Genomic DNA, 17,707 nt, shown 5'->3' with positions numbered 1-17,707 from the left:
TGAGGTATAAGCATCCACACTATAAACAGAGCAAGGCAGTCCTTTGCCTTGGAACACAAAAGAGAGAGACCACTTGTTACGGTGGTCTCTCTCAGTGCTTTTAAGCCATCTCTTTGAAATGGTAAAGGTTACTCAGCCAAATACCGATACAGGAAGGTTACGATTTGGCCACGGGTGCACAGGGTGCTTGCTTGGAAGGTACCATCGCTGTAGCCAGTGGTGATGCCTTGTTCGATGGCCCACAGGGCTGCATCGTAGTAGTAGGAGCCGAACACCATGTCGGTCATGGGATCAGCGTTGTCAACAGCGTCTTCGCCGTCCATGCGGAACATGAAGGTGACGATTTGACCGCGGGTGCAGGTGCTGTCGGGGGAGAAGGTGGTGTCGGTGGTGCCTGCGGTGATGCCGTTTTCAACAGCCCAGAGCACAGCGTCATAGTAGTAGCTGTCGGCTTCCAAGTCGGTGAAGGGGTTGTCGATGGAGGCTTCGGGGCTACCAGCGGCACGCCACAAGAAGGTGACCACTTGTGCGCGGTTTGCAGTGGTGGTGGGGCGGAAGGTATCGTCGGTGTAACCGGTGGTGATGCCCATTTCAACTGCCCACAGCATCGCGTCGTAGTAGTAAGCGTCGGGGTCAACATCGTAGAAGCCAGAAGCTTCGTCCAAGCCGTCGTCATCGTCTTCGCCATCTTCAGAAACGAAGGTGACAGTGACGGTGACAGCGGCGCCGGGTTGGATGTAGCTATAAGTGCCATCGCCATTGTTGGTGACAGACACTTCCTTACCAGAGGAGTAGGTGACAGTCACATCGCCCACCACATAGCCGTTGTCGGGATCAGTGGTGATGGTAATTTTGGTACCAGAAGCAGACTTGCTAGAGCTGATGGACACGCTACCGTTAGAAGTGGAAGCCACAGAGGAAGAATAGGTAGAGGAGCCGCCAGAGGAGGAAGAACCAGAGGAGGAGACTACAGTCCAAGAAGCGGTGACGTTAATATCACCAGAAAGTGTGGTCACTTCAGAGCCATCGTAGAACCAACCGTCAAAGCTATAGCTAGACTTGGTTGCGGTTGGGAACTTACTCACATCATCAGTTTGCATGTAGAGAATATCATTTTCCACAGTGCCGCCGTCAGCATCAAAGGTGACGGTGTAGTTGGAGAAGGTGCCATCGTTAAGCGTGCCATAGATGCCGCCTACGTTAGAGGAACCAGTGGGTTCTACGGTGCTGTAGCAATCTGTGATGGTGGTAGCTGTAGAAGTGGCACGACCCACGATGCCACCCACGTCAGAGGTGCCAGTGATTGCGCCAGTGTTGGAGCAACCAGAGATGGCGCAACTGTTGGAATAAGCTACAATGCCTGCGGTATAATTGGCACTGTTGGTGATGGTGCCAGCATTGACACAATCGGTGATGGCTGTGCTGCGGGCATAGCCCACAATACCAGCGGCTTGTTCCTTACCAGAGGTGATGGTGATGGTGCCGTTGTTGACGCAGTTTTTGATTTCAGAACCAGTGTTGGCACTTCCGGTTTTAGTACCGCCTAAGATGCCAGCCACTTTTTCGCCACCAGTGACGTTTACATAGTTGATGCAATTGTCAATGGTGAATGCGCCTTCTGCATAGCCGACAACGCCACCGATGTAAACACCGCTGGTAGAGTCGGTATAGCTGACGTTAATGGTACCAGAAACGGTGACGTCTTGGATGGTTGCGGCAACAATGTAGCCAAACAAACCTTGGTTGTTGCCATCAGCAGTGATGGTTAAGCCAGAGATTTCGTAGCCATCATCGCTACCGCCATCAAAGGTGCCCTTGAAGGCTGCGGTGGAAGTACCAATGGGAGTCCATTCGTAAGCGGACAGGTCGATGTCATCGCCTAGGGTGATGATTTTGCCATCGAAGTCGTTGCTTTGGTCATTCACTTGATATGCAACCCAAGCCAAACCAGTAGCAGTCAAAATGGTGTAGTTGTCGCCAGAGACTGTGTAGTCGGTGTTTTCGACGGCGGAGGCGGCTTGACTGCTCCAGTTGCCGATTTCGCCACCATTCACGGTGGTGCTACCGTCGCCAGTGATGCCTAGAGCGGCAATTTCAGCAGCGGTGGTGCCGTCGGGGAAGTCGATGGTACCGTTGTTGTCGATGGTGCCGTTGTTGGTCAGGGTCACGCCGTCATCAACTGTGATTTCGGTGCCAGTGTAAACAAATAAGGTGGTGCCTTCTGGCACGATGACATCCTCATCCAGGGTCAAATCTGCATACAGTTGCACTTTGTCGTAAGCTTCCAAAGCGGCGTTTAGTTCGTCGACGGTCAAGTCTTTGGCCTTGAAGTTCATTTCGCCAGCGCAATCGGTGAAGGTGTTTTCAGATTGGCTAACGGTTGCTTTGACATCGGTGTCACCTGCGTCATAATACCAGTCGCAAGCGATGGCGTTGTCGCAATTGTCAAAGTCACATCCAGTAACAGTGGCAGTTGCACCAGTGTAAACCAGAATACCGCTTGCACTATAGTTAGCTGCAGTAGAATTGGCATTTTCGATGGTTACATTGGTAATAGTAGCGGTGGCAGAGTTACCAACCACGATGCCACTGGGGGTACGGTCAGGGCTATTTTCGGTAGCAGCAGCATCAATGATGCTGTTGGTTACAGTCAGTACAGTGGTATCGCCCATGGCACGGATGCCACGCTTACCAAAGTTGGAAATGGTTACGTTGTCGATGGTGACAGTGCCTCCAGTGATGTCAATCACGGTGTTATCAGCCACTTCTGTGCCAAAATTTGTGATGGTGACATTGGAAATAGACACAGTACCAGCAGTGATGATAAAGGCGGAAGCGGTGGAGGTTGCCACGCCAGTGATGGTGTAATTGCCACCATCGATGGTGACATCGTAGCCGATGGTGATAGCATCGCCAAAGGTGATGTTATCAGTCAGGGTGATGTGGGTTTTACTTTCAGAAATAGCAGCAGCCAATTCTTCATAAGAAGATACAGGAGTGGTAGCCACACCATCGTTGGTGTAGGTGGTGTCATCACCACCATTGCCGCCGTCAACGGTGATATAGCCAGTACCAGTGATTTCCATGTCAATGATATCTTGGACAGTGGTTGTGCTATCCAAAATGATTTCACCGTTGTTTTCGATGGTACCTTCGATGGTAATTTCAGTAACGCCAGTCAAGTCGATGGTACCTTCGTTAGTGATATCGCCAGCAATGGTAACGTTAGTTGCATCAGTCAAATCGATGGTACCAGAGTTGGTGACGGTTGCGCCGTCTTCAACGGTGAATTCACCAGTCACTACGATGGTATCAGTGTTGGTGTACGTTGCACCAGCTTCGATGACCAGAGTAGCAACGTCGCCAGAAGAATACGCAATGGCAGAAGCAGTCATGGTGTTGCCATCAATGGACAGAGCCATACGGTCGCCAGAGGTAGTATCGCTACCCAACAGGATGGTGCCATTGTTGGTTAAGGTTGCGCCAGATGCGATGGTCACAGTTGTGCCGTCTTCGATGGTGATGGTGGCTTCGTTCGTGAACTCGCCATCACCAGTTAAAATGGTATCGGTAGAAATGGAGGTGTTAGCAGATAAAGTGATATCGCTCAGCAGTTCAATGGTGCCACCAACAGCTAGAGCGCTGATGAGTTCTGCTTCGCCAGAGACAACTGCAATCCATTCTTGTGCGCTACTATCCCAGCTGTAGTTGATATTAGCCAAAGAGGACAAATCAGCTTCAACGCCGTCAACTTTAACAGAGGAAGATGGGCTGTTGGCTGCGGAAGTGCCAATCAGCAAAACGGCTTCGCCAGTTGTGCTAGATACATTAGCAGATGTTGTGTCGATGACAACGTCACCAATGCCGCCTGGATAGTTTACAGAATAGTTGATTTCGATACCAGCGCTATAAGTTGGGCTGGCATCGCCCACTTGTGCAGCTGTGTTAGGGCCATTGCCGATGATGGTGCCGCCAGTGATGGTAGCATCGCCACCACGGATAACAACACCTGCGCCATAATCACCAGTGATGGTACCGCCAGTGATGGTTAATTCGCCATCTTGGGGAATGTACACTGCGCAGTTGTAGTAACCAGCAGATGTGGTATAAGCGGTGATATTACCACCAGTGATGGTGATATCAGTGCCGCCGTAGTTGTAGGTAGAACTCACAGTACCATTGCCAGCGATAGCGGCATTGTCTCTTGCTGTGATTGTGCCAGCGTTCACAACAACAACAGCGCCGTCGCCGTAAACACCAATGCCGTATTCTTGAGATGCAACAGAGCCACCGTCCATGATAAAGGTGGAGGAAACAGCACTGCTGTGGTCAGAAGAGGTGTCGCCTGAAACGTTTACACCGTTGCCTGTTGCACTGGTCAAAGAACCAGATTTTAAGGTTACTTTGCCGCCTTTTACATAAATGGCAGAACCATTTAGAGAGCCAATAGAACCAGTGCTACCGCTATCTTGAATGATAACTTGTGCGCTATCTTGTACTAGAATTGCATGGTAACCAGTTGTTGAGCAGGAAATGGAATAGCCAGCCAATTCCAGTGTCATGCTTTCAGAAATATTTACACAAGAGGTTAATGAAACGTCGCCTGTCAGTGTGACAGTTCCGCTAGTTGCAACGTCGGTAATGGCAGCTTCAAATTCCTCTTGTGTCATATCCACCGCGCTGGCACTCACCGTCAGCAGGGCCATCATAGCCATGATGGTGAGGGTTAGTCCTAATAATCGTTTTTTCATTCTTCATTGCTCCTTCGTGTTTCGAATTTCGTTGTCACCTAATATCAAGGGGGAAAGCTAGCATCTTGATATTAGGTTGCTTGGGGTTTGCCACATAACTTTTCTTATGTGATACTTATCATATGAATTCAGCAAAAGTGCGGTTTGACATGATGGAAAAGGAGTGCTTTGGCTGATTTGAATTTTTTAAAATAGGCATGACGTCTAGACCGATTAAAAATCATTTAATCGGTCTAGCAGTGTTTGTTTTCTTAGAAAAAACAATCAATTCTTTTGCAATATCCCTTGAATATTTTAATTTATCGTGATAAAATATAACCCAAGTATTGTCATTTGTTAGATGCACGTATCACATAAGAAAAGTTATGTGTTATTACGTCAAACTATATGCCAGTTGCATTTTATCCAGTTGTCGTGCGTGCTTTGCTCCTGTTTCAATGGTATAAATACGAGTGGTATTGATACTACTGTGACCCAAGATGTCAGCCAGACGGCTGATGTCTTTTTCTATTTTGTAGTAGGTTCGGGCGAACAGGTGGCGGAGGTTATGGGGGAACACTTTGCTAGGCTCCACATTGGCATCTTTACAGAGGGATTTCATCATGCGCCAGATATTGGAGCGATCCAGTGGTTTGCCTGTTTTGGCTAGGAAGATGGCACCAGATTGTATGCCCTGTTCCTTGCAGAAGTGCTTTAGATTACGGCACAGTTCCTTGGGCAAGAAAATTGTGCGATTTTTCCCCTTGCACGACACCGTGGTGCGACCTGTGTGGAGCGCATCCATTGTGACGTGGCGTAGCTCTGACACACGGATACCAGTGGCACAGATGGTCTGGATGAGGAGTGCCAGCTTGCGATTATTTTTCTTCTCCGCCGCTTGGATCAGCCGTTCATACTCTCGCTGGCTCAGTTCCTTTTCGGGCTTTGAAAAGATTTCCCTCTGGATTTTTAATTGCTTGACCTTGTACTGAGGAAATCCTAGCCACTCCAAAAAGCCATTGACTGCCGCTAACATGGAGTTGACACTAGCAGGGGCATAGGTGGTAATCAAGTGCTCTTTGAAGGATAGCACCATCAGCTTGCTCAGCTCCTGCCCATCAGTGAATACAAGAAATGTCCGAAGGTCACGGAGATATTTTTGGATGGTATTCTGACTGCGCTCCTCCTGGCGAAGATAGATTTCATATTGATTTAAGACTTCAAGATTGTAAGTTGTCATGGGAATTTCCTCCTTCTATGGGTGTCTCTATTTTTAACAGCTAAGAAGGAAAAATTCTAGGGATAATATAAAAGTAGCGCAATGAGACCCGAAAAGGCATGGGGAGAATGGGGCAAAAAAGCCATACTCAGCACCTTGAAAATGCGTTACCCTTAGAGTGACTAACAACTAAGGCGGTAGCAGAAAGGTGATAAGTATGGCTACGGTGGAGTATATCAAAGATTTATATGAAAATAACGAGCTAAGTTTATGGAGTAGCAAGGCGTAGGTCGCGTTGACGTTTACGTGGCAGTATAGTACAATTCGATAAACGTCGCTGTATATAATAACCCCACAAGAAAACGTTTTATAGCGTTTTCTTGTGGGGTTTCTTATGTGTTGGAATATTTAATTGGTAACACTGTCAACAGCAGGGGCGACTTCTGCTGAATTGCCACATTTTTCCACCTTCGTGTTTTTGGGCGCTTGTCTCACCTTTTCCGCTTCTAACAGCGCAGACATGACTTCTATCACCTTAGCACCATCGGTTGATTTCAACGCTTGATAGCTTTCTCTGATATTTTGAATTGCGTCACTGTCAACTTTTTCCAAAGCCTTTTCCAGTTTCATTTGACACACCGCCAAATAATCAGCCACAATATAAATGGTTTTTTCAGAAATTTTATTTTCTTCGGATTGATAAAAACTATAAAATAACTGTTCCACAAAAGAAGAGACTCGTTTAGTCCCAGCAGTGTCCGTGTCTCGATTGTATGCATCGATATACGTTTTCGCCTTGTTTTTACCATCTTTCAGCACGCCTCCACGGGGTTCCACATCAGGGAATTTCCAATGGCACTGTTTCTTTTCTTTCATGTTCATACAGCGCATAACGCATTGTATGCGGGTTTTTTCCACATAATCAAAGATGTTTTCGGGGTGGTTAAACGCTTTTTCCTCTGTGCGGTAAAAGCTTTCAACATAGCTTTCCAAGTCCAAATCCAAGAGGGTAATCATCACGATATCCGCATAACACTCTTTGAATAATTCTTGCAGAAAGTTGCGGGTGCTGGCCAATGTTTGCTTTGGCAACTCCGAATTAACGCCTACAGGCCACACATACCGCTTCACCCGACTCCAAAATTCCGTGCATTGGTCGCTCAGGTCAAGGGATAGTTGGTATTTTTCTTCTCCAAAGGGCAAATTCTGATAGCGAGTATACTTAGCCACATATGCAGAGTCAAATTCACAGAACAAGTCCACCAGCGTCTCTGATGAACAATCGCATAAATTCATCAAGGTTTTGCAGATGCCTGCTCCTTGTTCTGTTAACCGATGGGGCTCATGATTTTCCTTTCCCTTTCTTCTGTAATGATCGTTAACAATGGTAGTTTTCAATTTGAGCCACGCCATTGGCGATGTCACAATCCCCAAATTAAGCAACAGCTCTAAAATCATACATTGAAGAAACGCATCTTCACGCTCTTTTCGTGACCGCAAATCATGACCAACCACATGTGCTACCTCATGTATCAAAGAAATGAGTGTGAGCTGGGGGTCATCCAAACAGCCAAAGGGCAAATCCAAGTCAATAATCCGCTGGGAAAAGGAAGCCGTTTCTGTCTGCTCCGAAACAGGGAAAATGGTGTTATTCCTAATGCGCAAGCATAGCTTGGGCACCATGAGCAGCGTATAGTCCGCCGTTGGCGTTTGGTCTAACGAACGGAGCAGTTCTGTCACTTGATAACCAAAGGCACCATAAGCCGCCACCAATTTGGTAGAATACTCAGCCAATGAAGGCGCGCGATTTGGCAGCTGCATCATTTGCAAATCCATATTGGAAGCATGTTGCAACAGCACCAACACCCCACGGGCAAATCGGTCCATCATATGCCGCCCTTCATCTTCGGGCACATTTTTAATGTAGTTTTCAAAGTTTTCACTGCCAAGCAATTCAATGAAAGCGTCCATTGCCGGCGCAATTAAGGCAAAGATTTCCTTGGCACTACCTTGTTTTTCCATGTACGCCAATTGTTTCAGTTCTTCAATTAAATGCGCACCCCAACCGTACATAGCCCCTTCAACGGCATCCATCTCTGGCTTACACCCCAAGCGTTGGATATCTTTCACTTGCACTATCCATCGCTCGGACTTCACCTGCGATTGCGTCCCTTGCTTTATATGCCCTTTATCAAATTCTGAGCAAGTCAAGGTGGTCACCACATCATGAAAGCCATTTTTTGCAACAGCCTTTTCAAACTGCAACAGTTTTTTATAAGAAACCTCCTGAAACGGACAGTAGACATCTTCGTGCCCAGGTATAATATGGGCGGCCATTTTTTGCTCAAACGCCTCTTCCATAATCTCGACCAACTCCACACGCTGCTGTGTGCTATTGAGCTGGGCTCGCACATATCCTTGCGCCATACTAGCATCATCAGCGATGTCCTTCACCTCTATATTGGCCGCCATGCATAGGGTGCTGTAAATATAACTTACAGCAGAATCTTGGTTTAACTTATCCGCTATTTGTAATAATATCTCATATTTTACAGCCCGAAAAACAACGATTTCATCACAATAATTTAGGGCACGAAACACTTGGTATTCCACATCTTCGTGGCTACCTGCCATATTTTGAACAGTTGTAGCAAAAGCATTTGTTTGACTGCTTTGTGTCAAATGGACAAAGGATATGAGTTGGAACAACTTTGGCTCTGACTTAAATCCTGCATCATCATCCTTTTGACTTTGGTTGACAATGAAAAACTGCTTATTGCGCATATCAAAGCCATCTTCACCAGAGCGCTCTTTCTTGTATTGCGCCAACACACTCAACCAAGGCTCTTGAGAAGAGACACTCTCCCTTAAAATAGGGGTAATTTTACAATAATCAAAAGGGCCTAGCACAAACCAATCGTCTGACTGGTTTGAATTGGGGCGAATTCCAAATTCAATACAACTGTCTGGCAGTTGTTGTTTGTAGCACGAAGAATTTTTATTGGCACCCATATAAGCATCGTCTCCTTCCTAGCAAGGCATTTAGCCCCTCTTTTATGTTCAACGTATCTCGGCTGATTTGTGTTTCTTGGTTATAAAGATTCATCAAAACCGCATCATATAAGCCTAACCACTGGTAAAACACCATTGCCTCGCCTCTCGCCTCTGCTAACTCTAATGTATGGATGCCCAGTGGGAACAAATCATCCACCATGATGCTCAACTGCGACAATTTAGAGTCGATGTCGGCACGTTTTAAGACCACATAGAAAACCCCCAAAAGTTGCAATTGCACATCTATTCCTTGGGCACAGTTTACAAACCGTTGCACATCTTGGTACAATGTTTCCACGGATGCCTCGCAAAGCAACACATGGAAAAGCGCACATGTGTGTAAATTCGTAACATACCCATACAGGCGCATACGAGTATCATCTTGCGCTACATTCTGTTGCTTCTTATCATAACTACGCCCACTTTGTTGACAGGTTATCCCCAAATGATCTTGCAACATTAAAATGTAGTGTTGGGTTTTGTCCCCTTCGCTATCTACAATCGCACGATGCAGCATAGGATAGAGCAACAGATATGCATCCCAATATCCACGCATTACTGCATCAGGGATATCGTTATCGTTTGCAATAACCACATCTTTGCCAGCAACCGATGCTTCTTCAGTGTCAAAAAGTTTGCCGTTTATTTTATTTGCTATTTTAGAAAGCTTGCCATTATGCGTCGTTAAGTGGGTTGCAAAATACTTTTGAAAAAAGTTGTAATATAATTCATACTCTTGTCTGAAGTTATCCATGGACTGCTTGCTCCCACAAGCCTCTCTCGATAGGCTATGGGTCAACAAAGCAGTCGTGTGTTCTTGATACAAAGACCCCGATCCATTAGATACAGGATTTCTATGCCGCAATTTCAATTTCACTGGGATGCAATAGCACATCCAATCGATTGCAAACAGGCTAGAGATCACTACATGGTTATTTCTCAAAATCATACCAATAGCCATCAGTACAACCAAGAAATAAATAAAAATCAGAGCAAAAACAATTATCATCCCTGAAATTGGGATATCCGCCACGTTTGCAGGGGCAGCTTCTCGTGCCAACAGCAAATATAGCAAGCGAAAAACGCCTGCCCCGCTCAGCTCAAAGCATGGCAACTCATCTGGGCAATCCATGCAAAAAAATACTAAAACCCAAATCGCTGTATCTACCAAAGCCACAAATAAATAATACTTGCAAATGGTAGACTGGGCGATTCCATACTCACGGTTTTTCTCTGATTGCCACATCAACACAAATAGAGGCACTACAATGGCGCAAACCAACGCTAACAGCGTATCTTGACCGTCATATAAGAATCTTTGAATGGTTGCTTTGTCTAGCAACACTGGTAATATAGCAACAACCGCAAAGCCAACCAGCAGGATATACATGGTATCGCTTGCCGTCATATTGGAGATGGATTTTCTAATTCGTTTCACCTGCTAGCACCTTCTCTCTATCTGTCAAAATGCCCCTTTTTTCGACAAAGTACCCAAAAAAACGACAATGCTTTTTGTGCACTGTCGTTTTACAAATTTGAAAATATGCTTTTATCTACGTTCTTTTTTTCCTTCGCAAGCCAACATCTCTTCCAATGTAAATTCTCCTGCGGTAAATACTGAGATAGGTTCTTTTCGTACTACCCCTGAAGAAAAATAAGACCCACGGCTAGGCGTGTAGTTTTCCCAAACTTCCCCCTTGCTAAAGATCCCTTTGGAAAAATTCAAATTCACACGCATAACAATTTACCTCCGTCGCCAAAAGACATGCGACCATTCTAATTAAAGAAATTACTCTCTGAGGGGTGTAAAGGCTATACACTTTCCACTCCTCAATAAGAGTAAATCCAGTATACGCCGTTACACCCCATTTGTCAAGGGTTTCTTGCTATTTTTTCATGATATTTTAATCATATTCTCGGCTGTTTTGTAACAAACTTGTGATAAAATCGATATTTTGCATTATAATAGCCCACCTATCCCCAGACATCTATCCACAAAAGCTGTGAATGCTAATATAATGCCCAGTCATTTCGACATTAAATCATCAAAAAAGACGGAAAAATTTTCTTTAAATCCCAGCAATCTTCAGCACTTGCCCTACATAGATGCAGTTGGGGTCAGTTAGTATATCGGTGTTCATTTGATAGATGAGGTCATATTTGCTGCCATCGCCCAAATACATGGTGGCGATTTTCCACAGGGTATCCCCAGCTACCACCGTATAGGTCTCAACTGTATTTTCTACTGGGGTTTCCACTAGGGATTCTTCCACCTCCGCAACATCTGCGTCAGATTCTTCCGTGTAGCCAAATTCTACATGAACATCTGTAATCCTGTCTTGACCGTACAGTGCGGAATATTCTTCACTTACTTCACCATCCAGATAATCTACCAAATAAGTCTCTAACACCTGCGTGTCCACAATGGGGTCCATATCTGTGCGCTGACAATCTAGGAACATAGTAAATCCATTGCCCCCCGCACAGAGAAGGAAAGCATCAGCGGCTAAGGTATAAGTCTTGGTCAGATCCAAAGGCTCATCGTCCACGTACACATGGCCAACTCGATATTCACCAGTCACTTGAATAAAATCCCCCGTTACAGGGTCAACTTCCACTGTGCTAGTAAAAGAGCTATCAATCACATAGGTAAGCCCAGAAACTTGCAAAAAGGCTCCATTTTCTTGTTGGGGTGCAACCATGGCACCTAGTTCCAGTGCATCTAGGATTTGCTGTCCTGTGGCATAGACGGCGACAATTTGATTGCCAAAAGGACGCACGTCCATAATATCACCCTTGGTAATATCTCCAGCAGAAATGCCACTGCGCAAGCCACCGCCGTGAGCAAAGGCAATATCTGTATCAAAGACAGTTCTAAAGGCATCTGATACAAAATCCCCCATATTGGTTTCGACGCTACGCACCAATCGAGTGTCTGTGTCTGGATGTGCAACAATCAAATCATAATCGCTGTGCCCCACCACGGTGCCCAATTCGGCTTCTAACTCCGCATTGATTTCTGCAACCATGGATAACACCACGTCATTTTTATAGGTATAGGCTTCGGGCATCACAAGGAAGGAGCCGATGGTATCGGTGCTAGGGTCGATGGTGACCACGCCTAGACATTGGAACTGGGTGCCAGCTTGGGTGATTAAAACTTCTTCGCCATTTTTATTGGGGTAGGAGTCGCCCTCCATAACAGTATGGGAATGCCCATCAATGACAACATCAATGCCCTCGGTGGCGGCAACAATATCAATAGAGCGATAGGGGCTATCGTCCACACCTAGATGAGCCAACAGCACCACGTAATCTGCCTGTGCATTGGCCTCATCCACCAAGGACTGTACCAAGGCATAAAAGGCCGCTTCTCCATCGTCGTTGCCAAAGCTGTAAATCAGATTGCCCTGTTCATCTTTGAATGTGGTTGGGTCGGCAGAGGTCAATGTCAGTGGTGTGGTAATGCCCACATAGGCCACAGAAACATCGCCATAGGTCTCAATGGTGTAGGCTTCATAAGGATACACGGGCTCGTCCCCTTGAATATTGGAAAAGTTACCAGATAGCACGGAAATCCCCTTGTCTAGCAATTCATCCATACGCTCAGTGAGCACTTCCATTCCATAGTCAAATTCGTGGTTGCCCAGTGTGAAAACTTCATAGCCTGTTTCAATCATAAGAGAAGTTAGGGCTTCACCTTTTGTCACCAGTCCCACGGCGGCACCTTGAATGGCATCGCCAGCATCCACCAAGGCAACATTGTCATACATCCCGCCCAGTGTTTCGTAGTAAGAGGCCACCCCTGCAAAGCCAAATCCATAGTCGATACCGCAGTGGGTGTCATTGGTGTGAACGATGAAAATCGTATCATCGCCATAGGTTTCAGGCAGTGTTTCTGTGAGCATCTCCGTGGGAGACAGGGTGGTCTGTTCCACATCTGTGGCGTAAGCCCAGTTGGACATGAGCCCCAGAACCAAGAATAGTACGCATAGTCGTTTTTTCATTGTAGCACCCTCCATATTTTGTTGAAAATTCCCATGCTTTATTCTACCATAATTTGGTCATAACGTCAACAAAAGAGGGGTGAGTTTTGATAACTCACCCCTCTTTCTGGCATCATTTATGTAATTTATTCCCCCAAGTACCGATACAAGAAGGTCACAATTTGGCCTCTTGTGCAGGTGGTGGTGGGTTGGAAGGTGCCATCGGTGTAACCGGTGGTGATGCCTTCGGACACTGCCCAGAGGACTGCGTCGTAGTAATATGCGCCTTCTTCCACGTCGGACAGAGCGTCGCCGTCTACGTCTGGTTCGCCTGCGGCACGATACAGGAAGGTGACGATGGCGCCACGGTTGCAGGTGGTGTCGGGGCGGAAGGTGCCGTCGTCGTAGCCAGTGGTGATGCCTTCGGACACTGCCCACAGCACAGCTTCGTAGTAGTAATCGTCAGAGCTTATGTCGGAGAATGGGTTCACGAAATTCACCACAGGTTCACCAGCGGCACGCCACAGGAAAGTGACGGCCTGTGCACGGGTACAAGTGGTGTCAGGACGGAAGGTGCCGTCGCTGTACCCAGAAGTGATGCCGTTTTCCACAGCCCACAAGACTGCGTCGTAGTAGTAAGCATCTTCGTCCACATCGCTGAACAAGCTATCGTCTTCCACTTCTTCGCCAGTTGCCACGAAGGTGACAGACACCGTCACAGCGGCACCAGGTTGGATGTAGCTATAAGTGCCATCGCCATTGTCGGTGACAGAAACCTCACGACCAGAGGAGTAGGTGACAGTCACATCGCCCACCACATAGCCGTTGTCGGGATCAGTGGTGATGGTAATTTTGGTACCAGAAGCAGACTTGCTAGAGCTGATGGACACGTCGCCATTGGAAGTGGAAGCCACAGAGGAGGAGTAATAGCTAGTACCGCCAGAGGAGGAAGTGGAGGTGTAGGTATACCCTGTCACATAGAAGGTGGAGAACTCAGTAACGGTGATTTGGATGTACTTGTTGCCACTTTCGTCTGTGTAAACAGTCAAGTTGTAGGTGCTTTCGCTACCGTCGCTCTTTACATGAACAACGGTGGCACGGTTGCCTTCGAAGGTGTCGGGCAGATAGACTTGGAAGGTAACAGGTGCATTCAAATCTTCGTTTTCCACCTTGGTGGCAGCACCATCGTTGACACTGACGTAAGGCACAGCGGTAAATGCCAAGTCCACATCGTCAGCGGACTCAATTTGGTCAACATCCAAAATCAACTCCACATCGTCATCGGGGACGGAACTGCCGTACACAGCCAGAGCCAGACCTTCCACTTCCACCTGTTGGATAGTGTATTCTTCGCTCTCCATTTCAGTCAAGTCAGCGGTGACATCGATGTTGGTATTGATTTCCAAGAAAGCGGCATCTAACTCGTTGATGGCATCAATGAGGGTTTCATCTTCGGCAATCATGGTAGTGGTGTCAGCCAGAGCCACCAACATGGCGGCTTCGTTGACGGCATCGGCGTCAGTGGTATCCAAGCTATCCAAGTCGGTCAGAATTTCCGTTGCAACCTCGTCAACGGTGGAGGATTCGCCGTCCTCATAGACTAGGATGGTGAGAGCAGAGTCGGCGTAGTAGGGGTAGAGGGTGATGCCAGAAGTATCTTCGGGGGTCACTTCATCCAACAAGCCTACCTCAGTGCCAGTGCCATCGGCAGTAGCGCTGTTGTAGTTGTACGCCATGGAAATATCATTGCAGTCTTTTGCACTGGTATAGTTCAAGGCGTAACGAGTGTTGATAAAGCTGTTTCCTGTAATTGTCCAAGAGCCAGTTGCGGTGCTGTTGTCGATGCTGAATCCACGGTAGAAATCAGTAATCATGTTGTCTGTAATAGTCACCTTGGCACCCTCGCCTTGCACCACAATGGTGCCCACGGCAGAGGTGGTTTCTGTGCCAACATCAGAGCCTTCAAATGTGATCGTATTGCCAGTCATCACAAAGGAATGGGTCGCATCCACACGGACAATAAACACCTTTTTCACGGTTCCGCCAACGGTGTTGTTGGTGAAGGTCACATCCAGTGCGCAACCATCAGTGGAGAACAGATAGCCTGTGCTAAACATAGTAATATCACAGTTGTTAAAGGTAATGCCAATAGAATCATTTGGATATAGCAGAGTTTCGTAAATATCAAAATCTAGGTTTTCAAAAGTGACAGTATAACCTGCAGTCAAACTAAATCTTTGATCCCCAGTAGTGGAGTTCGAGATAGTTTCTTCCCCTGTTGCGCCCACGAAAGTCAGAGATTTTGCACCAATGGCGATGTTGCTGGTCATTTCAATGTCAGTATAAATGGTGATGATATCGCCATCGCTTGCGGCGGCTACGGCTTCTGCCAAAGTACCAGCATAGGTGATTTCGCCAGAAGTATCAGTCACAGTGGCTTCGGTATAAACGTAATAATAGCCGTCGCCATTGGTATCTTCGCTAACATGGCAACCAGCAGCAAGCCAAGTATCAGAAGGTGCCACGGAGTATTCGCCGCCAGAGATGGAGACCACCCCTTCAGATTCGGCAACTGGCTCGATGGAGAAATCAGTTGCACCAATGAAGGTGCCGCCGGTGATGGTAAGGCTGTCTAAGTAGTTATCGCCAACAGTAGAGTCTTCATTAAATACCCATTCGCCGGTTACTTTATTCATACGACAAACAATAATCGGTGCATTGGCGGCAGATTTGATGGTGCCACCGTTGATTTCACCAGTGAAATCGTCAAGATTATCTTGGTAGCCACTACCACGAGACATAAAGAGGATAGCTGCGCCAGATTGAGCAATACCGCCGTCGCCATCAGAACTATCTTTATAAAGCTCAACCGTCTCCGTTACAGTGGCTTCCACCGTACCATCATTCATTACCAGAGCGCCTTCGCCACTATATTGGATGCCACTGTAATAACCAGTAATTGTACCACCATTAATGGTCAAATCACCAACTTGTGGGTGGTAGATTGCCATGTTATAACCTTGAATGGTACCGCCGTTGATGGTGATATTGGTGTAGTCGTATGCGCCCTGACCAGTTAAACCATAGGTGGCATTCTCGTTGCCGATGGTACCGCCATTGATTTCGACATTAACAATGTCATCGCTGTCATTTGCACCATAAACCGCAATACTAGCAAAGGATGCACTAATAGCGCTTCCACTATTTACCACCAAATCACCAGTATAATGAACTACCCCATAGCCACTTGTTTCAGCAGTATTCGTTATAGTTAAATCTTCTATGGTTATGCTATCATACCCATAATAACCCCAAATAACATAGCCTGTATTTGAACCGCCATTTGCTTGGCTACTAGTCACAGTTCCGCTTTTGATAGTAACGTCAATGCCCGAGTTTGTCGAATCATAAACCAAGATAACAGCATTGGAATAACTATCGCCACCAGTGATGGTATAGCCAGCCAAGTCAAGGGTGCAAGATTTTGTAAGCCAGATATTAGCCGTGCTAAGATCTTTAAGTAACGTGACCGTGCGACCGCTGGAATTAGTCAGTGCTGTTGCCAGTGTTGCATAAATCCAAGGCGTATCGCTGCCATCTACAGTGACCGTGGCGTCAAAATCATAGGAACCGTTACCAGAAAGAGTGCCGTAGTCTACAATGCCGTAGCCAACAGTATTAATGGTGCCGTCATTCACAATTGTACCATAATTTTTCAAAAATCCATTTGTAATAGTCAATGTCACACCCGTGGGGACCGTCAGTGTTGTACCACTTTCGATTGTATATGTATCATCCATCACGATGGTATCGCCAGACTCGGCAGCTACAACGGCTTCTTCCAGTGTTGCATAGTTGGTTGTTGTGCCGTTTTTGGTGATGGAGGCTACATCGTTCTGGAAGACGATTTTATACTGCTCGGTGCCGATGCAGTTCGAGCTGGAATCCATGAAGTAGACTTTGTTGTAAAATGTTTGCCCTGAGACTGTACCAATGCTATACTCACTTGCGCTGGTATAAGAATCCACATATAGAACAGAAGGCCAATGATTGGTTAAGCTAGTATCTCCGGTGGAGACCATAGCTACTACATCGTCAAAATCAGTATATGCAGTTTCAGTGTCTTTCTTAGTAGCATCGGGATATGCTGTACCAACACCTGCTAACGTTGTCATGCCGTATACCCAACCTGAAGTCGCACTTTTGTCTGTAAGTTGCTTGTAAATTCCGGCGACAACGCCATCAGCGCTAAATTCATCATCAATGATCACGGTAATCACAGCGGTCATAACGCCGTCGATTTCTTCGTAGGTGGTAACACCAGTTGCGTAATCTGCATCATCAATAATATCGTCAAATGAGATGGTAAGACCGCCTGTATCCCATTTAGAGGAAGTATCATTTTCTGTTCCATCTGCACTCTCATCACTCATAGTAGCGATGCCATCATCTGCACTCATGATAGCATTACCTGCATTGGTAGGGATAGTGTTTTCGGCAGGCACAGGGGCAGCGAGTGACACCTCCGCATCGTCTAGCACATCCACGCCTACTTCCGCCATAGCCCCCACAACTTCTTCAACCACCGCAGATTCTGGTGCAGTCGTTGCATCCTCTGCGCTGACTCCTGTGACCATCATGCTGGTCAGCATACTGATCGACAGGAGGTATGCTAATACTTTACGTCCTAGTTTCATAATCCATTCTCCTTTATTTCC

Annotated in this window: 7 protein-coding genes; all 7 read right to left on the bottom strand. The window is 46.6% G+C overall.

All coding sequences use genetic code 11. The features are described 5' to 3' along the window. Window positions 1–128: 128 nt before the first annotated feature. The 7 genes from RFF05_RS08065 to RFF05_RS08035 all read right to left on the bottom strand — a co-directional run bounded on the left by RFF05_RS08065 (window position 129) and on the right by RFF05_RS08035 (window position 17,686). Window positions 129–4,751 carry an S-layer homology domain-containing protein gene (locus tag RFF05_RS08065; RefSeq protein WP_409969845.1) on the bottom strand — a complete coding sequence of 1,541 codons (4,623 nt, stop codon included), beginning with the start codon at window positions 4,749–4,751 and terminating at the stop codon, window positions 129–131. 373 nt (window positions 4,752–5,124) lie between these two features. Further along, the gene (locus RFF05_RS08060) at window positions 5,125–5,970 is read right to left on the bottom strand and encodes a tyrosine-type recombinase/integrase (protein ID WP_409969844.1); all 846 of its coding nucleotides are present in this window, start codon (window positions 5,968–5,970) and stop codon (window positions 5,125–5,127) included. A 387-nt stretch (window positions 5,971–6,357) separates the two neighbouring features. Continuing rightward, complete coding sequence (locus RFF05_RS08055) at window positions 6,358–8,961, bottom strand: hypothetical protein (RefSeq protein WP_409969843.1); 2,604 nt, start codon at window positions 8,959–8,961, stop codon at window positions 6,358–6,360. Then, window positions 8,948–10,441 (bottom strand): hypothetical protein, encoded by a 1,494-nt coding sequence (locus tag RFF05_RS08050; RefSeq protein ID WP_409969842.1) that lies wholly within the window; start codon window positions 10,439–10,441, stop codon window positions 8,948–8,950. The genes RFF05_RS08055 and RFF05_RS08050 overlap by 14 nt, the downstream gene beginning before the upstream one ends. A 111-nt stretch (window positions 10,442–10,552) precedes the next feature. Further along, window positions 10,553–10,741, bottom strand: coding sequence for a hypothetical protein (locus RFF05_RS08045; RefSeq protein ID WP_409969841.1), 189 nt, complete (start codon window positions 10,739–10,741; stop codon window positions 10,553–10,555). A gap of 331 nt (window positions 10,742–11,072) precedes the next feature. After that, entirely contained in the window at window positions 11,073–13,010 is a 1,938-nt protein-coding gene (locus RFF05_RS08040; RefSeq protein WP_409969840.1) for a 5'-nucleotidase C-terminal domain-containing protein, read from the bottom strand. A 125-nt stretch (window positions 13,011–13,135) separates the two neighbouring features. Beyond that, window positions 13,136–17,686 carry an S-layer homology domain-containing protein gene (locus tag RFF05_RS08035; RefSeq protein ID WP_409969839.1) on the bottom strand — a complete coding sequence of 1,517 codons (4,551 nt, stop codon included), beginning with the start codon at window positions 17,684–17,686 and terminating at the stop codon, window positions 13,136–13,138. Between the last annotated feature and the right edge of the window lie 21 nt (window positions 17,687–17,707).

This window comes from Bengtsoniella intestinalis, from assembly GCF_039719005.1.
Lineage (GTDB): Bacteria > Bacillota > Clostridia > Oscillospirales > Oscillospiraceae > Oscillibacter > Oscillibacter intestinalis.
This window is presented reverse-complemented; position numbering and strand designations above follow the sequence as displayed.

What these genes read in the sequence shown, in the direction of transcription:
- RFF05_RS08060 (WP_409969844.1), bottom strand. Translation starts at nt 5,970, where the DNA reads ATGACAACTTACAATCTTGAAGTCTTAAATCAATATGAAATCTATCTT.
- RFF05_RS08055 (WP_409969843.1), bottom strand. Translation starts at nt 8,961, where the DNA reads ATGGGTGCCAATAAAAATTCTTCGTGCTACAAACAACAACTGCCAGAC.
- RFF05_RS08045 (WP_409969841.1), bottom strand. Translation starts at nt 10,741, where the DNA reads ATGCGTGTGAATTTGAATTTTTCCAAAGGGATCTTTAGCAAGGGGGAA.
- RFF05_RS08035 (WP_409969839.1), bottom strand. Translation starts at nt 17,686, where the DNA reads ATGAAACTAGGACGTAAAGTATTAGCATACCTCCTGTCGATCAGTATG.
- RFF05_RS08065 (WP_409969845.1), bottom strand. Translation starts at nt 4,751, where the DNA reads ATGAAAAAACGATTATTAGGACTAACCCTCACCATCATGGCTATGATG.
- RFF05_RS08040 (WP_409969840.1), bottom strand. Translation starts at nt 13,010, where the DNA reads ATGAAAAAACGACTATGCGTACTATTCTTGGTTCTGGGGCTCATGTCC.